Here is a 16812-nt window from a genome sequence, read left to right on the forward strand (position 1 = left end):
GCCGAGGGAGCTCCGCCAGTAACGCCGTCGAAGGACGGCGTACCGCCGAGCAGCGTCGGCCACGAGGTTGGCATCGAGGTCCTTCATAGTGTCGGCAGCCTGGCTTGGGTTGGTCGGGCGAGAAGACGTGACGAGACACGAGTTCGATGCGCATCATCGCAAATCACTCGGCATAGGAAAGGGGTCGTTTAACATCTCACGCGATTTCATTCGAGACCCGAGCGATTGATCATTCCTGTCGCTCAAATCTCGCGCGCCAGGATCGATTCTGACCACGCGGAGTCCGACCATTCGTTGGCGTGACATTGCCGGCCTGGGCAGGTTGGCCGGAATAATTTTCCCATTTCGTCCATTAATCAGGGAGATATTGTCCCGCTTAAGGGATAATATTCAAATAGGAGGCCCACCACTCGCGCGACGCCGCGCGGGCCTCGCACTTGATGAATCCGCACCCGGGAAGCGACGCAGCACCATGGGGAAGCTCGAAGTCAGCCAGCGCCGGATCGACGCCAATCGCCGCAATGCTCAGAAGAGCACCGGGCCGAGGACGGAGGAGGGCAAGGCCCAATCCCGCCGCAATAGCCTGATTCACGGGCTGGCCGGCGACGGCGTCGTGGTCCCGCAACGTGAGACCGAGGCCGCACGCGAGCGGGCCGAGCAGTGGAACTCGTCGCTCCGGCCGACCAACGCGTTCGAGGTGGGGCTGGTCGAGACGATCGCCATCGAGAGCGTGCGCATCGACCGCTGCCGTATCGAGGAGCGGCTGGCCCGCGACCTCCGGGGGCGGGAGGCCGGGGCCTGCTGGGCCGACCTGCGCAAGTCCGAAGCCGCCAGGCTCGGACGCACGCTCGCCGAGCAGCCCGAGGAGATCGCGCCGAAGCTGGCGAGCACGTCGGCCGGCTGCGACTGGCTCATCGCTCGCTGGGTCGGGCTGGGCAAGAGGCTCGACAAGTGCGGGGCCTGGAGTGAGTCGCAGGCAGGGCTGGCGCTCGACCTGCTCGGCGTCGCGGCCGACATGCGTGAGCTGGACAATCCGCTGGACGTGCCGGAGGGGGTCGAGCCGCTTTCCCACCTGCGGGAGATCGTCGGCGACGAACTGGAGGCGCTGCTCGACCGGAAAGAGGAGGCCCTCGACTCGGTCGACGACGAACGACGCGAGGCGACGACGCTGGGCCTGATCGCCGCGGATGACCCGACGCTGATCCTGTTGCGCCGGTACGAGACGGCCAGCTTCCGGCGGATGCGATGGGCGCTGGACTTGATGCGCCGGGGGAAAGCAAAATCAGACGATCACGGCTTCGGCAAGCGGGACTTCGACCCGCCCGCCTGGCGCGGGCCCAATCCGGCCGCCGTGGCCACGTTCCCAGCGCCCAGGCCCGACCCCGGTCCTCCTCCGCCGACACCCGGCACGCCCGGCCCCGGTGGCTCCCATCGGCCGGGCCAAGTCCCCGACTCGGGACAAGGCCAGCCGGTCATCGATCGCGGAACTCACTTTGGGCGAATCCCGCTTTCCAAACTCGGCACATTCGCGGGACGAACCCATCTTGAAGGCCGACTCCGCAGTCTGGCGCGGTCGCTTGGGGTGGCGAAGGCGGCCCCGATCGCCTCGAAATCGGCCGGCAGGCTCCAGGCTCGCCCCGTCGGCCAACTGATCAGGCCTGCTACGAGACCGACCCGGCCGGTTCGATCGCCCCAGATCCGTCTCATGAGCGCCCCGGCCGCCTGAAAACCGGCCGGCGGCCCGATGGTATCGCTCGGCTCTTTCTCAATTCGGTCTGAACCGGAAGATTCCGCGCGTCGGGGAACGATCGCCGTTGCGCCACGGGATTCCGACCGGCTGCGGCACGGTCCCGCCACGAGGATAGGCACCGGATGAGTCCGGCGGTAGAATGAAAGGTCAGCCGGCTAACCCGGCCGGCGCCTTGCTTGTCTGCTGCTTGAGCCACTACGAACGCCCGCGGGCCGACCAGGCGCCACCCGGGGCGGCCGATGACTTGATGGGATTGGATCGAGCCTGATGGCCGAGACCGAAGCCGAACCGCGTAACGAAGAAACCGAACTCCCCAAGCCGGTCAATTCCGACCGGCCCAGCAACGGGATTCCGACGCGCACGCTCCGCAAGATCGACCAGGACGACGTGCCGCATCACGCGGTCGCCCGCAGCTCGCCTACCCGGCTTGCCAAGGCCCTGGAGCTATCCAAGGCCTGCGCCCGGATCGCCGACGACAACCGGGCCAAGGACATCCTCGTCCTCGACCTCCGGCCGGGCTCGCCGCTAGTCGACTTCTTCGTCATCGCCACCGCCACCTCGCGTCGATCCGCCTCGGCGATCGCCGTAGAGGTCGATATCGAGATGAAGAAGATCGGCGAGAAGAAGCTCGGGATGGAAGGCTCCGAGGAAGGGCGCTGGACCCTGATCGACTACGGCGACTTCGTCGTACACCTCTTCTCCGAGGACGCGCGGTCGTACTACGCCCTCGAAGACATCTGGAACGACGCCCCGCGCATCGACTGGCAGGACCCGTCGAGCGTCGTCGGCGAGCTGAAGGTGCGCCCCCTCAGGGGCCAGAAGCCCGCGACCGACGCGCCCGCCGTTGACGAAGCGGAGACGGCCGTCGCCGACGAAACGGAAACGCCCGCCGCCGATGAGGCGGAGAGCCCCGTCGCCGAGTAAGTTTTCAACCGCCCACCGGTGCCCTGCCCCGAACCGCCCGCCGTTCGCGGGCGGGCCACCCCCAGCCGCCGACCGGACCTCATGAACGTCCTCCAACGCCTGCGCATCGCCTTCGCCGCCGCCACCCCCGAGGGAGGCGACCCCGTCGCGTTTGCCGAGGCCGTGCGCCAGAGCACCGACGCCAAGTTCGGCGACTACCAGGCCAACGGCTGCATGGCCATCGCCAAGGCGGCCAAGCTCAACCCGCGCCAGGTCGCCCAGCAAGTGCTCGATGAAGTCAACCTTGCGCCGCTGGCCGGGCCCCCCGAGATCGCCGGCCCTGGGTTCCTTAACGTCCGACTCTTCGACGAGTGGCTCGCCGGGGAACTCGGCACGCTGCTCGCCGACCCAAAGCTTGGGCTCGTCCCCCCGGCGAACCCGCTCACCGTCGTCATCGACTACTCCTCCCCCAACGTCGCCAAGCCGATGCATGTCGGCCACGTCCGGTCGACCGTCATCGGCGAGTCCTTGGCGCGGATCCACGAGGCCCTCGGCCACAACGTGATCCGCGACAATCATCTGGGCGACTGGGGCTCCCAGTTCGGCATGATCCTCTGGGGCTGGAAAAATCACCGGGATGACGCCGCCTACGAGGCGAATCCGGTCGCCGAGCTGGCCCGGCTCTACCGCCTGGCGCAAGCCTCGATCAAGCCGGGCGAGACCTTGAGCGAGACGTTCAAGAAGCCGCTTGAACTGAGCGCACTCGGGCAGGCCGAGCCCGCGGCGGCCCTCTTCGCCAAGCTCGCCGAGGGGACCGACATGACGCTTGAAGGGGTGAAGTCGCAGATCGCGGCCAGCCGCAAGGTGTCCGATGACACCAGGGCCGAAACCGCGAAGCTGCACTCAGGCGACCCCGAGAACCGGGCGCTCTGGGCCCAGTTCATGCCCCACTGCCTCAAGGCGCTCGAGGCCGTCTATGTACGCCTGGGCGTGAAGTTCGACGTCCAGCTCGGCGAGAGCTTCTACGACCCGATGCTCGCCGATATCGTGGCCGACCTGGAGGCCGCCGGCCTGGCCGTCCCCAGCGAGGGGGCCACCGTCGTCTTCACCGAGGGGAGCAAGGCCCCCTTCATCGTCCGCAAGCGTGACGGCGCCTTCAACTACGCCACAACCGACCTGGCCACCATCCGATACCGCGACCGGACCTGGGACCCCGACCTCGTCCTCTACGTGGTCGACCATCGCCAGGGGGACCACTTCAAGCAGCTCTTCGCCGTATCCAGGAAATGGGGCCAGACCCGGGCCAGGCTCGAGCACGTCGCCTTCGGCACGATCATGGGCCCCGACCGACGCCCCTACAAGACCCGCGACGGCGACGTCATCGGCCTGGAATCGTTGCTCGACGAGGCCGTCGTCGAGGCCCGTAAGGTCGTCGATGAGAGCAGCCCAGACCTCACCGCCGAAGAACGAGACCGCGTCTCCGAGGTCGTCGGCCTGGGGGGGATCAAATATGCCGACCTCTCGCAGAACCGGCTCAGCGATTATGTGTTCGACTGGTCCAAAATGATGGCCCGAAACGGGAACACTGGCGCCTATCTCCAGTATGCCTACGCCCGGATCCGTAGCATCTTCCGCAAGGGAGATTTCGCCCCGGAAGCGATCCGCGCCGCAGCCCCCGCAATCTACCTGTCCAACCCGGCCGAGCGAGCCCTCGGCCTGCGCCTTCTCCAGTTCCCCGAGGCGTTGGAATTAGCCGCGGCCGAGCTGAAGGCGAACATCCTGACCGACTACCTGTTCGACCTGGCCAACCGTTTCAGCTCCTTCTTCGAGGAATGCCCTGTCTTGAAGGCCGAGTCCGCCGAGCGCCGGGACAGCCGCCTGGCCCTCTGCGACCTGACCGCCCGGACGTTGAAGTTTGGACTGAACCTGCTGGGGATCGAGGTCGTCGAGCGGATGTGACGCCGGCCGGGCCGGGCACCCCGGGTGGAGAAGACTCGACGGCCGGGATATGCTACTTGAAGCCGATCTCGACCTGATCGAACTCGCCCCGCCCCTCGCACTGCCCGTCCCGCCCACCCGGAGTCAACGGCGATGCCCAGCCCGCAGTCCAGCCTCGGTCCGATCGGACGCACGCTCGCCGGATGGCTCCTGCTGACCCTCGCGGCCCAGGGCGCGGAAGCGCCGCATCGCTCGCCGGTCGCGCTTTCCCTGTCAACCGACGGTTCCAGGCTGCTGACCGCCAACCAGACCTCCGGCTCGGTCTCGCTGGTCGATCCCCGCGCCGGCGAGGTCCTGCACGAGCTCGCGACCGGCGACAAGCCCGCTGGGGTCGCCTTCTCCGCCGACGCGACCCGCGCCGCGGTGACCCACTGGTACGGCTATGACCTCGTCAGGCTCGACATCAAGGACGACCGGCTCGCTATCGGCGGAAGGGTCGAAGTCGGTCCCGAACCGCGCGGTGTGGTCGTCTCTCCCGACGGCAAGACCGCGTATGTGGCCGTGGGTGTCGCCAATGAGGTGGTCCGGGTCGACCTCGATGCGATGAAGGTCACCGGCCGCGTCGCCGTCGGTCGCGAGCCCCGATCGCTGGCCCTCACCCCGGATGGTTCTCGCCTGATCGCGGCCAACTCGCGGGGCAGGACGCTGAGCTTCATCGATCCGGCGACCTTCCAGGTCGTCAACATGGCCGAGACCGAGGGCGACAACCAGCGCCAGTTGGCCATCGATTCCAGGGGCGAATACGCCTACGTCGTCCACATGAAGAATCGCGGCTTCGCCACCACTCGCAACAGCATCGACCAGGGCTGGGTGCTCGGCCAGCGGCTGACACGCGTCAAGTTGACCGGGGATGAGACATTCGAGTCGCTGGCCCTCGACCCCCAGGGCGAGGCACTCGGCGATGTTCACGGCGTGGCGATCACACGCGACGGCTCGACGGTCGCGGTCTCGGCCGGAGGCACCCACGAGGTTGTGATCCTGGGCGATGCCCGGACGCTCCCGTATCGCACGGGTGGCTCCCGCGACCTGATCCCCGGGTCGCTCCTTCGCGAGAAGGGCCGCGTGCGGCGGATCCCGCTGGGAGGACGTCCCACCGAGCTGGCCTTCGCCCCCGACGGGCCGACCCTCTACGCCGCGAATTACCTGTCCGACTCCGTCCAGGTCATCGACGCCGCAACCGGAACCCTGACGAAGACGATCGCGCTGGGAGGTCCCTCGGAACCGGGCCTGGCCCGACGCGGCGAGATGCTGTTCCACGACGCCAAGCGCTCGTTCAACCAGTGGTACAGCTGCAACACCTGCCACAGCGACGGTCATACCAACGGGCTCGACTACGACACGCTCAATGATGGCAGCCAGGACTTGAGCACCGCACACCTGCGGAGCCGCAAGAAGGCCCCCACGCTTCGAGGCGTCGCCTCAACCGGCCCCTGGACCTGGCACGGCTGGCAGACAAGTCTGGAAGACGCGACGATCGAATCGTTCACCAAAAGCATGCAGGGCAAGGCCCCAACCGACGAAGAGGTCAAGGCCTTGGTCGCTTACCTTGGCACCCTGGATCATCCCAAGAACCCGAACCTCGCCCCCGACGGCTCGCTCACCGAGTCCGCACGTCGCGGCGAGGATATCTACCGATCGCCCAAGGCGGCCTGCAACACCTGCCACGGCGGGGCGAACCTGACCGACGGCAAGGTCCACCTCACCGGCCTCGAAGAGCCCGGCGACGCCTACCGAGGCTACAACCCGCCCTCGCTCAAGGGGGCCTACGACAAGGCCCCCTACCTTCACGACGGCCGTTCCGAGACGCTGCGAGACGCCCTGAAAGGCCCACATAGCCCCGAAGAAGTGACCGGCCTGGGCGAGCTCACCGAGCAGGAACTCGACGACCTGATCGCCTATGTCAAGTCGCTCTGACCCACCGCAATCCCCGCAAGCTCAGACAGCTTGTGGGGTTGCGATCGGAGCGGGCATCTCGTCGTGAGGCTCGTTCGCATAGAGACGCTTCGGCTGACGCAGCAGATAAGCCCAGTAGAGGACCGCGCCGGCAAGCAGCCCCACGCTCACCAGTTGCGAGATGGTCATCCCCATGAAGAAGACCCCCTCGTCATTGCGAAGGTGCTCGACCAGGAATCGCGAGATGGGGTAGAGGATCATGAGCACGCCCATGACCTCGCCATCCCGGCGACGGAGCGGGAAATACGCGTTCAGGATCAGGAGCAGGAATAGGCCGTCGACGGCCGCATAGATCTGGGTCGGATGCACCGGCAGCGACCGCAGCGCCGTGGGGCTGAGTAGACCTCGTGCGACCTGGCTCTCCCAGGGGCCGGTGCCCGCCGGGAAGGTCACACCGATTGGCAAGTCGCACGCATCTCCGTAGCAGCAGCCATTCAGGAAGCAGCCCATCCGGCCCAGCGCGATGCCGATTGCCAACGCCGGTGCGACCACGTCGAGCATCGGCCGCAGAGGGAACCGCCTGAGAAACCAGTAAAGGAAGAACGCCGCGGCGCCCCCCATGATGCTCCCGTAGAAGACGATGCCCCCCTGCCAGATCATGAAGATCTCCAGCGGGCTGCGGATCCGGGTCCCCCAGTACTGCCAGACGTAGAACGCCCGGGCACCGGCCAGGCCGCCGATGAACAGCCAGAGCGCCAGGTCGTAGACGACGTCGACGTCGAGGTTCTCGCGCTTGGCTCGCCAGGCGGCAATCCTCATCGAGCCGAGGAAGGCCAGGAACAGCATCAGGCCGTAGCCGTAGATCTTGATCGGCGTGCCTGGGATCTGGAACAAGACCTGCCACATGGCGTTGACTCTCCTCCGTGTCGTCTCGGTCAGGCCCAGGCGGGCACCACGTCGCCCACGGGGGGATAGTCGATCTGCTCGACGATCCGGTTCCTGAGATCCAGGGCCACCACCCTGGGCTGATGCCCGGGGACCTCGGATGGCTCCAACTCGGCGAAAGCCATCACGATGATCCGGTCGCCCACACCGCCCAGCCGGGCCATCGCGCCGTTCAGGCCGATCTCGCCCGAGCCCCGCCGTCCTGACAGCGCATACGTCTGCGCACGCAGGCCCGTCGCGGTATTGCTGACGAGGATCGCCTCGTAGGGATGCAGGCCCACGGCGTCCATCAGGTCGGGGTCGATCGTCAGGCTGCCATGATAGTGCAGGTCGGCCTGAGTCACGGTCGCCATGTGGAGCTTACTTTTCAGCAGCGTCAGCCGCATCGCGTCTGGTCCCCGGCAAAATCGCGTTATCGATGAGCCGGGCGGGCCCGACCCGGACGGCCAGGAGCGCAACCGCCTCGCGGCCTTCCCCCAGCGTGGCCAGGGGCTCCAGCGTCTCGGCATCGGCCACTTCGGCGTAATCGAGCTTCGCCAGCCCTTCCGATTCTATCTCTTCCACCAAAATCTGTCGAACCCGGTCGGCCCGCCGCTCTCCCGACTGGGTCGCCTCCATCGCCAGGCCGAGGGCCCTCGATAAGACCACGGCCGCCCTACGTTCTTCGACATTCAGGTACCGATTGCGGCTACTCATCGCCAGGCCGTCGGCCTCGCGCACCGTGTCGACGCCCACGATTCGCACCGGCACGTCGAGGTCTGCGACCATTCGCCGGACGACGAGCAATTGCTGATAATCTTTCCTGCCGAAATGCGCCAGGTCGGGCCCGACGAGGTTCAGGAGCTTCATAACCACCGTCGCGACCCCTCGGAAATGCCCCGGCCGGCTCGCCCCTTCCAGCCGAGCGGTCACCCCGGGCACGTCGACGAACGTCGTCTCCGCCGTCCCTCTCGGATAGATCGCCTCGGCCAAGGGCGCGAAGACAACGTCGGCCCCGCCGAGCTCGCAGGCGGCGAGGTCGGCGTCGAGGGTCCTTGGATACTTCGTAAAGTCTTCGGTCGGGCCGAATTGGGTCGGATTCACGAAGACCGAAACGACCACGAAGTCAGAGTCGGCACGGCAGCGGCGGATCAACTCGACGTGGCCGGCGTGCAGGGCACCCATCGTCGGCACGAGGCCGATCGATTTCCCCGCAGCTCGTGCCCGCGCAACCTGCTCGCGGACCTCGGCAACGCCACGAACCAGCGAGATCTTGGGCGTTTCGGCCATCAGATAGACGCCTTCGCCCGATGCGGGCACGACGGGTTGTTCAGGCAGTCTTCGATGATGTGGAGATCTTCGACGATCTCGCCCCCCACGATCGTCCGGTCGACGATCCGGGCCGCGTCCTCGGGCCCGACATGGCCGTACCAGATGTTCTGCGGATAGATCACGACAACCGGGCCGTGCTCGCACTGGTCCAGGCAGCCGGCGGGGTTGGCGCGCACGCTGGACCCGACCCCTGCCGTCTTGAGCGCCTTCTTGAAGGCATCGCGCAGGACCTGCGATTGCTCGGTGCCGCAACTGCCCCGAGGGTGGTCAGTCGCGCGGGCATTGCCGCAGATGAAGATGTGGTGGGTGAACGATGCCATCAGTCGATTCCAGAGGACCGCAATCGCCGGCCGCCACGTCGCGTCCGGCACCGCTCATCGTTCGCCCGAAAGTCGGGCGGGTCAAGCTCAGGCGGACGTCACCTTCAGGCGCGAGCACGACGTGTGGGCCGCCAGGTCATCGGCCATGTCACGGATTGCCCGCTCGATGGCCCCCTGCCAGTTGGCGCGGAACGTCTCACGGTAAGCGGGGCGGTTGTAGGCGAACGTAAGCCCTCGAGAACTGTTGACGATCGCCCCCAGGCCTCGGTCGTCGAAGGCGCCGGCGACCTCGGCGGCGGTCCCCCCCTGGGCTCCGTAGCCTGGGACGAGGAACAGGACACCCGGCAAGGTCTCGCGAAGCTCAACGAGCTGCTCGGGATAGGTGGCACCGACAACCGCGCCGACCAGGCTGTAACCGCCCACGCCGCGCTGGGGCTCGGCCCAGCCGGCGAGGTGGTCGGCGACGTGGCGGTAGATCGGCTTGCCGTCGCAGATCAGGTCCTGAAAGTCGCCGGCCGACGCGTTGCTGGTCCTCACCAGCACGAAGAGGCCCTTCTCCTCGCGGGCTGCGACGTTGATGAACGGGTCGATCCCGTCCCGGCCCAGGTAAGGGTTCACCGTCAGCGCATCGGCCCACCAGCTCGATTCGAACCGATCGCCGAACGGGACCTTGCCCAGGTAGGCCCGGGCGTAAGCCTCGGCCGTCGAGCCGATGTCGTTACGCTTGCCGTCGATCAGCACGATCAGGCCACGCTCATGCGCGTATTCGGCCGTCTCGTGCAGCGCCGTCATCCCCGCTGGGCCATAGGCCTCGTAGAACGCCGCCTGGAATTTGACGACCGGGGCCAGCGACGTGGCAACATCGACGACCGACCGGCCGAACAACGCAAAGGCGGCCGCGATGCCCGCATGATCGGCGGAAAATCTGTCCAGAACGCCTGCGGGCAAGTCCTCGGGCCTTGGGTCGATGCCCACGCAGACCGCGTTGCCGATCCGCCTGATGGCCCCTTCAAGTCGATCGGCGAAATGCACGACGATGCTCCGGTTCCGGCAGGACGAGGGAATGGACGACAAACCAGGTGATTTTAGCTTCGAGGCATGCTGGCCGGTAGACCAACGGAGCCTGGGCGACGCCCAATCCCGGCCCGACCGCCCCGGATTGGGGGGGCAATCTAGTGCGGTGCTCTGATCGAAGTCCGAGATCGAAGCTCGATCGCGGCTCGAAGTTTGTGGTGGAGTGACGCATGTTCCCTTCGCGCGGGGACTGGCATCGGCGCGGACCCCGCCGCAATAATAGGAGGGTCACGTCTCCGGCCGGACCTTGAGGAAACTCTTGAAGTTCAGGCTCGGGGAGGCCTATTTTCTCTCGGCGTCGGCAGGCCGCGCGGGCTTTGAACCTGTCCGCGCGGGGGGAGTTTTTCTCGATGATGCGGTGCAGGATTTTCTCGATCGCTTCGGCCGGGCTCCTGGCCTTTTCCGGCTGCGATGGTCCGCCCCAGATCGTGCCGGTGGGCCCTCCCGGCACGGAATTTGTCCGCGTCCCGGTGACACCCGACACCGATGCGGCCGCGCTGGGCGAGTCGGCCACTCAGGCGAAGTCGCTGCCCACCACGCCGGAAGCCTCAAACGTCCCGCCGGCATTGCCCACGAAAGTCGGCGAGACGGTCACCCGCGACTCGGGCCTGAAATACACCACGCTCGTCGAGGGGACTGGGGCCGAGTGCAAGTCGGGCCAGACGATCTCGATCCACTATGTCGGCACCTTGGCGAGCAACGGCAACGAGTTCGATAGCTCGGTTGGCAGCGGCAAGCCGTTGTCGACCAGGATCGGCGTGGGCGCGGTCATCCCTGGCTGGGATGAGGGAGTCCCTGGGATGAAGGTCGGCGAGAAGCGCAAGCTCGAAATTCCCGCCAAGCTGGCCTACGGTGATCAGGCTCAGGGGGAGAAGATCCCGGCCAATTCGGACCTCGTCTTCGTGGTCGAGCTGGTCAGCGTCCAGTAAGTACGATGCACCGGGCGGTCCGGGCGATCGACCTCGACCGGACACGCCTGGATCATTCCCAGCCCGAGGCCAGGGCCATCAGGCCCACGCCGGCGAGCAACGCGGCCGACAGCTTGAGTCGATCGTGAGCGTGGAACTGGAGTTCCGGCAGCAGGTCGCTCAGCGCGATGCACAAGAATGTGCCCGCGGAGAAGGCCAATGCATTGGCCGTCAAGGCGTCCGACTTGCCGGGGCCGGTGAGCCCGATTCCCGCGAAGAAAAGCAGCACTCCCAGCGGGATCATCAGGGAGAAGCCCAGGTTGACCGTGTGGACCACGTTGCGTGGGACGCCCGCGCGGAGCATCAGGCTGACGATCGTCAGGGCGTCGGCCGGCTTGTGGAGCACGGTCGCGAGGAAGACGCCCCACGAAGTCATCCCCAGCCTCGTATCGCCGAGCGCATTGTCTGCGGCCACGGCGCTGGCCAGGGCGATCCCACCGGCGATTGTGTGGGCGGTCAGGCCGATCGCGGCAGCCCCCCAGTGGAGCGAAACTCCCTTGGTCCCCGGCCCGATGCCGCCTGGAGCAGCCTCGTCGACGAGCCCTGCGGCATGCCCGCGGCCGTCGCCATGCTCGTGGAGATGCGTCGGGCAGGGCTCGTGCGGGTCGGCCGGCGCTTCGTGATGGTGGAACGCGAAGAAGCGTTCCAGGAAGAAGAGCGAGAGCAGGCCCGCGGCCGTCCAGGCGAGCGCATTCTGATCGCCGCCGCCGGCCAGCTCGATGGCCTCGGGCAGCATGTGGAAGAAAACGGCTCCTAGCATCGTCCCAGCGGCGAAGCTCAGGTAGACCTGGAGCCTGGTGTGAGTGAGCGAGGCGGCCAGGGGGAAGCAGCCCCCGAAGAGGCTCGCCACGACCACCGAGACGCTGAAGAGCGCAAGCCGGGCCACCATCGAACGAACTCCAAGCCGGCATCGATCGGTCGGAGGGGCGCCGCCCGTAGTCCGCCGCAAGCCGGTCCATTCGCGGGCACACCGGAGCTGTTGCCGGCTTCCCGGAGAAATCCACGACCGAATGTTCCCGGCCACGCCGGGAGGTCGAGGAACCTCGACGAATCGAGGACGATCGCCGGAACCCCGGGGCCGCGTTCGGCCCTGGGTCCCGGAATCTGCCCGCGTCAGGCGGGGCGCAGGGGGCCCGACTGGCCGGGGGCGAGTCTGCGATATTTGGTCTTGGGCAGGTTGTAGACGCCCTTCTCGGGGGTCCACTTGTCGTCCTCTTGCAGCAGGGCCATCCGCTCGGCCCGCTTCAGGACGTTGCGGGACCTGGCCAGGCCGCCCGCCTTCTTCAAGCTCTTGTCAATCGACATCGACCCCGACTCCCTCGCAAGCGACCCGGACACGGCCCGGCCTCGGTCATCGAAATGCGGGTGGCATCCTCGACCCGGCCGGCCGTCGAAACGAAGCGAACATTGTGTCACCCGCGGCAGATCGATGCAAGCCGAACCCTTGAGCACGTTAAGCCCGATGTGCCGCGGAGGCCGGCCCGTCGACGCACGAAGGCCGCCGGGGAGAGTCCCCGGCGGCCTGCCGCGTTGAGAAGAGTCAACCTGAGCCCGGCGGGCCCTCCACGTCAGTTGGAGAGCGTCGGCGGGATGCCCAGCTTCTCTTCCTCCTCCTCGAGGATCACGATCCGGGGGGTGACCATGAGCATGAGGCTCTCAGTCGTCCGCCCGATCCCGATGTTGCGGAACAGGCGGTTGATCAGCGGGGTCTTGGCCAGCACGGGAACGCCGTACTCCTTGCGTTCCTCACGCATCCGCTTCACACCACCCAGGAGAACCGTACCGCCGTCGGGCACGGTCACCGTGGTGCTGATCTGCGTGATGGTGATCACCGGCAGCTGAATCTGGCCGGTGATCGACCCGCCGCCGCCGGCGAGGCCGAAGCTTGCCACCGCGGCGGGGACCGGGAAGGTCTGGAACTCCGCGAAGGTCTGGAACGTCGGGGACATCGTCAGCCGGACGTAACGGCGGTCGGAGGAGACGACCGGGGTCACGCTCAGGAAGACGCCGTCGAGAAGCGGGGCGGGGGTCGGCAGGAAGGCGACCGAGCCGGCACCCACGACCGGGGTGACCTGGGCGACGTAGTAACGCGTCACGCTGTCGGTGATCGAGGCGAACGCACCGTTGAACGTCGTGATCTTGGGGGCCTGCACGATGTTCGACCGGGTGTCGCCCTGGGCGGCCGTGAGGAAGAGGAAGACCTCAAGGTCGCTGAGGAACGAGATGCCGAAGGTCGCACCGGCGTTGGTCAGGGCGTTGAACGGCGAGATCAGGTTGGCACTCCCCTGGGTGAAGGGGATGGCCAGGTCCGGCGTAATGTTGCCCGGATCGCCCGAGCTTGCCCGGCCGACGACCAACGGGGCGTTGTTGCCGTAAGCGTGGTCTCGCTGGGTGTTGAGGATGTAGGGCTGAACTCCGGTCCCACCGCCGGCTCCGCCCGCGGCCCCGCCGCCCGTGCCGAGCCCGCCGCCGACGCCGCCGACGCCGCCGGCCGCTCCGCCGCCGACTCCGCCGCCCGTGCCGCCGCCACCGACGCCGCCGCCGGTCCCGGCGTTACCGCCGATACCGCCCGTGCCGCCCGTGCCGCCACCGACGCCACCCGTGCCGCCGCCGACGCCGCCCGTGCCACCGCCTGCGGTGAATCCGGAGCCGTTGGGGATGGCGAAGGACGACTTCTTGCCGACGACGTCGGACTGGATGTTGAAGTCGAAGTCGACCCCGATCTCCTCGAAGAAGCTGTCACTGACGGTGATGAACCGGACTTCGATCGACACCTGCAGGTCCTGCAACTTACGGAGCTGGCGGAGCAGGTCTTCGATCTCGCCGTGCACCTCCGCCGTGTGGCGGATGATCAGGCTGATGCTGAGGAAGAAGGGCATGATCGAGCCGACCGGCTCGGGCGTGTCATTCAAGCCGCCCGCACCGCCGAACCCGCCGCCCAGCCCGTAGGCTGCGCTGTTCTCCTTGCCATTCTCGTCGTACACCCTCCAGGTGCCCGGCGCGACTGACGCGACGATCAGCTGGATGAGCGGGGTCATGTCGGCGTTGGGCCGTTCACCGACCACCGGGGTGGTGCTGTTGTCCGCCATGCCGCCGACGGGCATCGCGAAGTTGGGGACCTTCTGACCGTCGCCGCCGACGGCCGCGGCCGCCTGGTCGGGGCTGAGGGGGCCCTTCACCGGCATGACCAGGTCGCCGACATAGTGCGGCTGGGCGTAGGTAGCCTGAGTCATCGACTGAGGGCTGGTGATCATCAGCACGTCGTCGGTGACCTTGTAGGTCAGGCCGAGCGGGCCGAGCAGCAGCTTCAGGGCGCTCTTCAGGCGGATGTTGTTGACCTGAAGGTTGACGGGAGACTCGTTGGTCAGCCCCTCTTCCATCAGGGCCTTGCTGTCGGTGACGATGTTCAGGCCCGTGTACTTGCGGAGGAAGTCCACCGCCTCGCTCAGGGGCTGGTTGGCCATGTTCAGCGAGATCGACTCACCCAGCTTGGACTCGATGTCCAGGGTGCGCTGGTCACGCTTGGGAGCGGTGCGGGCCAGGAATTCGCGGCGACGCTTGGTGAGGTCGCCGAAGTCCTTGGCGAAGGCGAAGCCCTTCATCTGGACTTCGGGGTCCATGATGCTGGCGGCGTCGGCCTCCTGGAAGGCGACCATCGCACCCGCTTCCTTGTCACGCTTGATCTCCTCGTCCCGGGTGTAGCTCCGCTGGACGCGGGCCTTCCAGGCGATGGCGGTCGCGGTGACGTCGGTGGGATCGATTTCCACGGCGCGGCGGGCGAGGGTCTCGGCCTCCGCGTACTTGCCGTCGGCCAGGGCCTTCTGGGCCTTGTCCATCAGGCCCTTCATCTGCTCCTTCTTGGCCTTGTCGGCCTCGAGGATCCGCAGCCGCTTCCGCTCGATCTCGGCGCGGAAGGTCTTATCCTTCATCTTAACGTCGAAGGAGACCTTGTCCTTCTTGGCCAGCTCGATGGCGACCTCGAGCCTGCGGTTCATGGTCTTGGCGACCGAGGCGTCGATGTCGGCGGCCTTGACGGCCTCCCGCATCTCTTCGAGGGCCTTGATGGCCTTCTCGGGGTCGGTCTCGAGCAGGCGACGAGCCTCGGCGACCTTGGTGCCGACCTCGGCGTTCAGCTTCTGGGCGGCCAGGGCGTGGGCGTCGTCGCGGGCCAGGTCGGAGGCGGTTGCCTTGCCGGCGGGCTCGCCGTCCTTGGGCAGGGTGGCCAGCAGCTGCTGGACCTTCTGCGTGGTGGACTCGTCGATGGTGACGCCGCTGTTGGACAGCTCATTCAGGAGGGCACGGGCCCGGGAGGTGTCGCCCTTGCGGACGGCGTCGAGGGCGGCCTCGTACAGGCTGAGGGCACCACCCTGCTCGGAGAGGGCGATCTGGGCGATCAGCTCGTCGGCCGGGCCGTCGACCCCGCCGGCGGCCTTGGCCTGGGCGGCCTTGGCCTTAGCCTCGGCGAAGTTGCCCGCACCCAGCATCATCGTGGACTGTTCCAGCAGGACCTCGCCGGGCGAGGTGCCCGCGGGGGCCGCCGGTGCGGCTTCAGGGGCGTCGGTCGCGGGCGGGGCGACCGCGTCGGGGACGGCCAACGCAGCCGGGGCATCCAGCGGGGCCGGTGCCTCGGGGGTGGTCAGCGTCAGGGGCGCGGCGGCCACGTCCTCGGCGGTGGCCTGAACCTGGCGGACGGCCGGGTCGCTCGGCGTGGCGAACTTCGCCACGACGGCGTCGCGGGAGGCGACCAGTTCCTGAGTCGGGGAGGCACCGCGAGCGCGGGCCATCTCGACGTCGTGCAGCACAGCTTCGGCGCGGTCGGCGTTCAGGGCCGGGGTCACGTCCATCAGCTGGGCCTTGCGGGCCTTCGTCTCGGCGTCGTCGAACTTGCCGGCCGCGACCAGCTCGCGGGACTCCTTCACCAGCATCTCGTAGATGGCCAGGCTCGGCAGGTTCTTGGCCGACGTGTTGCGAGCCAGGTCACGCTTACGCAGGGCACGGGCGGCGGAGGCGACCTTCGCGGGGCTGTCCTCGACCAGGCCGTAGCTCAGGTTCCAGGTGCCAACCTCCAAGGCCAGGGCCTCGGCCTTCTCGTAGTCGTCCTTCGAGAGGAGCGTGCGGGCTTCCTTCAGCTTGGCGCGGGCCGCGACCTTCGCCTGGCGGGCGTCGGTCGGCTTCGCCGAGCCGCTCGCCGTCGGGCTGCCCGTCTTGGGCCTCGCCTTGGCCAGGGCCTCGGCGACCCGCGTCGGGGTGTCTCCGAAGAGGCCCCACTTGACGTTGAGGGCGCGGGCCTCGTTGAGCTTCTGCTCGGCCGCGTCATAATTGCCCGCACCGATCTGCTCGCGGGACGAGCGGAGCAGCCAGTCGGCTTTCTGCTTCGCGTCGGCCGTCGAGGTTCGGGGCTCGGCCGTGACGGTGGCCGCCGGGCTCGAGGGGCTCGGCGTCGTGGTCACCGTCGAGGCGGGAACCACCGCGGAGTCGGTCGGGGCCGGCATCTTGCTGAGGTAGTCGTCGAGGACGACCAGCTCATTGGGGGTTAGCTGATCCCGATAGTCGGAGGCGGCCTTGAAATACTTCGCCGCGAGCGCGGACTGGCCCTTGTTGAAGAGCTGTGCCCCGGCCTCGAGGTACTTTGACGGTGGCACGGGTGCGG

The 16812-nt window shown here is 67.5% G+C and carries 13 protein-coding genes; 5 read left to right on the forward strand and 8 right to left on the reverse strand.

What is annotated here, in order from left to right:
• Positions 1-472: 472 nt before the first annotated feature.
• The 4 genes from EP7_RS20270 to EP7_RS20285 all read left to right on the forward strand — a co-directional run bounded on the left by EP7_RS20270 (position 473) and on the right by EP7_RS20285 (position 6565).
• Positions 473-1726 (forward strand): hypothetical protein, encoded by a 1254-nt coding sequence (locus EP7_RS20270; RefSeq protein WP_463523968.1) that lies wholly within the window; start codon positions 473-475, stop codon positions 1724-1726.
• Positions 1727-2017: 291 nt separating this feature from the next.
• Positions 2018-2674, forward strand: a complete 657-nt coding sequence (rsfS, locus tag EP7_RS20275) for a ribosome silencing factor (RefSeq protein WP_463523969.1) — start codon at positions 2018-2020, stop codon at positions 2672-2674.
• Between the two features lie 81 nt (positions 2675-2755).
• Positions 2756-4612 carry an arginine--tRNA ligase gene (argS, locus tag EP7_RS20280; protein ID WP_463523970.1) on the forward strand — a complete coding sequence of 619 codons (1857 nt, stop codon included), beginning with the start codon at positions 2756-2758 and terminating at the stop codon, positions 4610-4612.
• Between the two features lie 132 nt (positions 4613-4744).
• Complete coding sequence (locus EP7_RS20285) at positions 4745-6565, forward strand: cytochrome c peroxidase (RefSeq protein WP_463523971.1); 1821 nt, start codon at positions 4745-4747, stop codon at positions 6563-6565.
• A 21-nt stretch (positions 6566-6586) separates the two neighbouring features.
• On the opposite strand, the gene lgt is transcribed toward EP7_RS20285, so the two are convergent.
• From lgt to pyrF, 5 genes are all read right to left on the reverse strand, one after another.
• Positions 6587-7450, reverse strand: coding sequence for a prolipoprotein diacylglyceryl transferase (lgt, locus tag EP7_RS20290; RefSeq protein ID WP_463523972.1), 864 nt, complete (start codon positions 7448-7450; stop codon positions 6587-6589).
• 29 nt (positions 7451-7479) lie between these two features.
• Complete coding sequence (panD, locus tag EP7_RS20295) at positions 7480-7875, reverse strand: aspartate 1-decarboxylase (RefSeq protein ID WP_463523973.1); 396 nt, start codon at positions 7873-7875, stop codon at positions 7480-7482.
• Positions 7850-8758, reverse strand: a complete 909-nt coding sequence (panC, locus tag EP7_RS20300; protein ID WP_463523974.1) for a pantoate--beta-alanine ligase — start codon at positions 8756-8758, stop codon at positions 7850-7852. Before panC ends, panD begins: the two co-directional genes overlap by 26 nt.
• A complete protein-coding gene (locus EP7_RS20305; RefSeq protein WP_463523975.1) occupies positions 8758-9120 on the reverse strand; it encodes a (2Fe-2S) ferredoxin domain-containing protein in 363 nt (120 codons plus the stop codon). Before EP7_RS20305 ends, panC begins: the two co-directional genes overlap by 1 nt.
• 87 nt (positions 9121-9207) lie before the next feature.
• Positions 9208-10152: an orotidine-5'-phosphate decarboxylase gene (pyrF, locus tag EP7_RS20310; protein WP_463523976.1), complete on the reverse strand. Its 945-nt coding sequence runs from the start codon at positions 10150-10152 to the stop codon at positions 9208-9210.
• A 395-nt stretch (positions 10153-10547) separates the two neighbouring features.
• On the opposite strand from pyrF, the gene EP7_RS20315 reads away from it, so the two are divergent.
• Positions 10548-11123: an FKBP-type peptidyl-prolyl cis-trans isomerase gene (locus tag EP7_RS20315; protein WP_463523977.1), complete on the forward strand. Its 576-nt coding sequence runs from the start codon at positions 10548-10550 to the stop codon at positions 11121-11123.
• Between the two features lie 52 nt (positions 11124-11175).
• Here the strand turns inward: EP7_RS20315 and EP7_RS20320 are convergent, their stop codons facing one another.
• The 3 genes from EP7_RS20320 to EP7_RS20330 all read right to left on the reverse strand — a co-directional run bounded on the left by EP7_RS20320 (position 11176) and on the right by EP7_RS20330 (position 16804).
• A complete protein-coding gene (locus EP7_RS20320) occupies positions 11176-12051 on the reverse strand; it encodes a ZIP family metal transporter (RefSeq protein WP_463523978.1) in 876 nt (291 codons plus the stop codon).
• A 224-nt stretch (positions 12052-12275) separates the two neighbouring features.
• The gene (locus tag EP7_RS20325; RefSeq protein ID WP_463523979.1) at positions 12276-12467 is read right to left on the reverse strand and encodes a small basic protein; all 192 of its coding nucleotides are present in this window, start codon (positions 12465-12467) and stop codon (positions 12276-12278) included.
• A gap of 263 nt (positions 12468-12730) precedes the next feature.
• Entirely contained in the window at positions 12731-16804 is a 4074-nt protein-coding gene (locus EP7_RS20330) for a type II secretion system protein GspD (RefSeq protein ID WP_463523980.1), read from the reverse strand.
• Between the last annotated feature and the right edge of the window lie 8 nt (positions 16805-16812).

The organism is Isosphaeraceae bacterium EP7, from assembly GCA_038400315.1.
In the GTDB taxonomy this organism is placed as follows: Bacteria; Planctomycetota; Planctomycetia; order Isosphaerales; family Isosphaeraceae; genus EP7.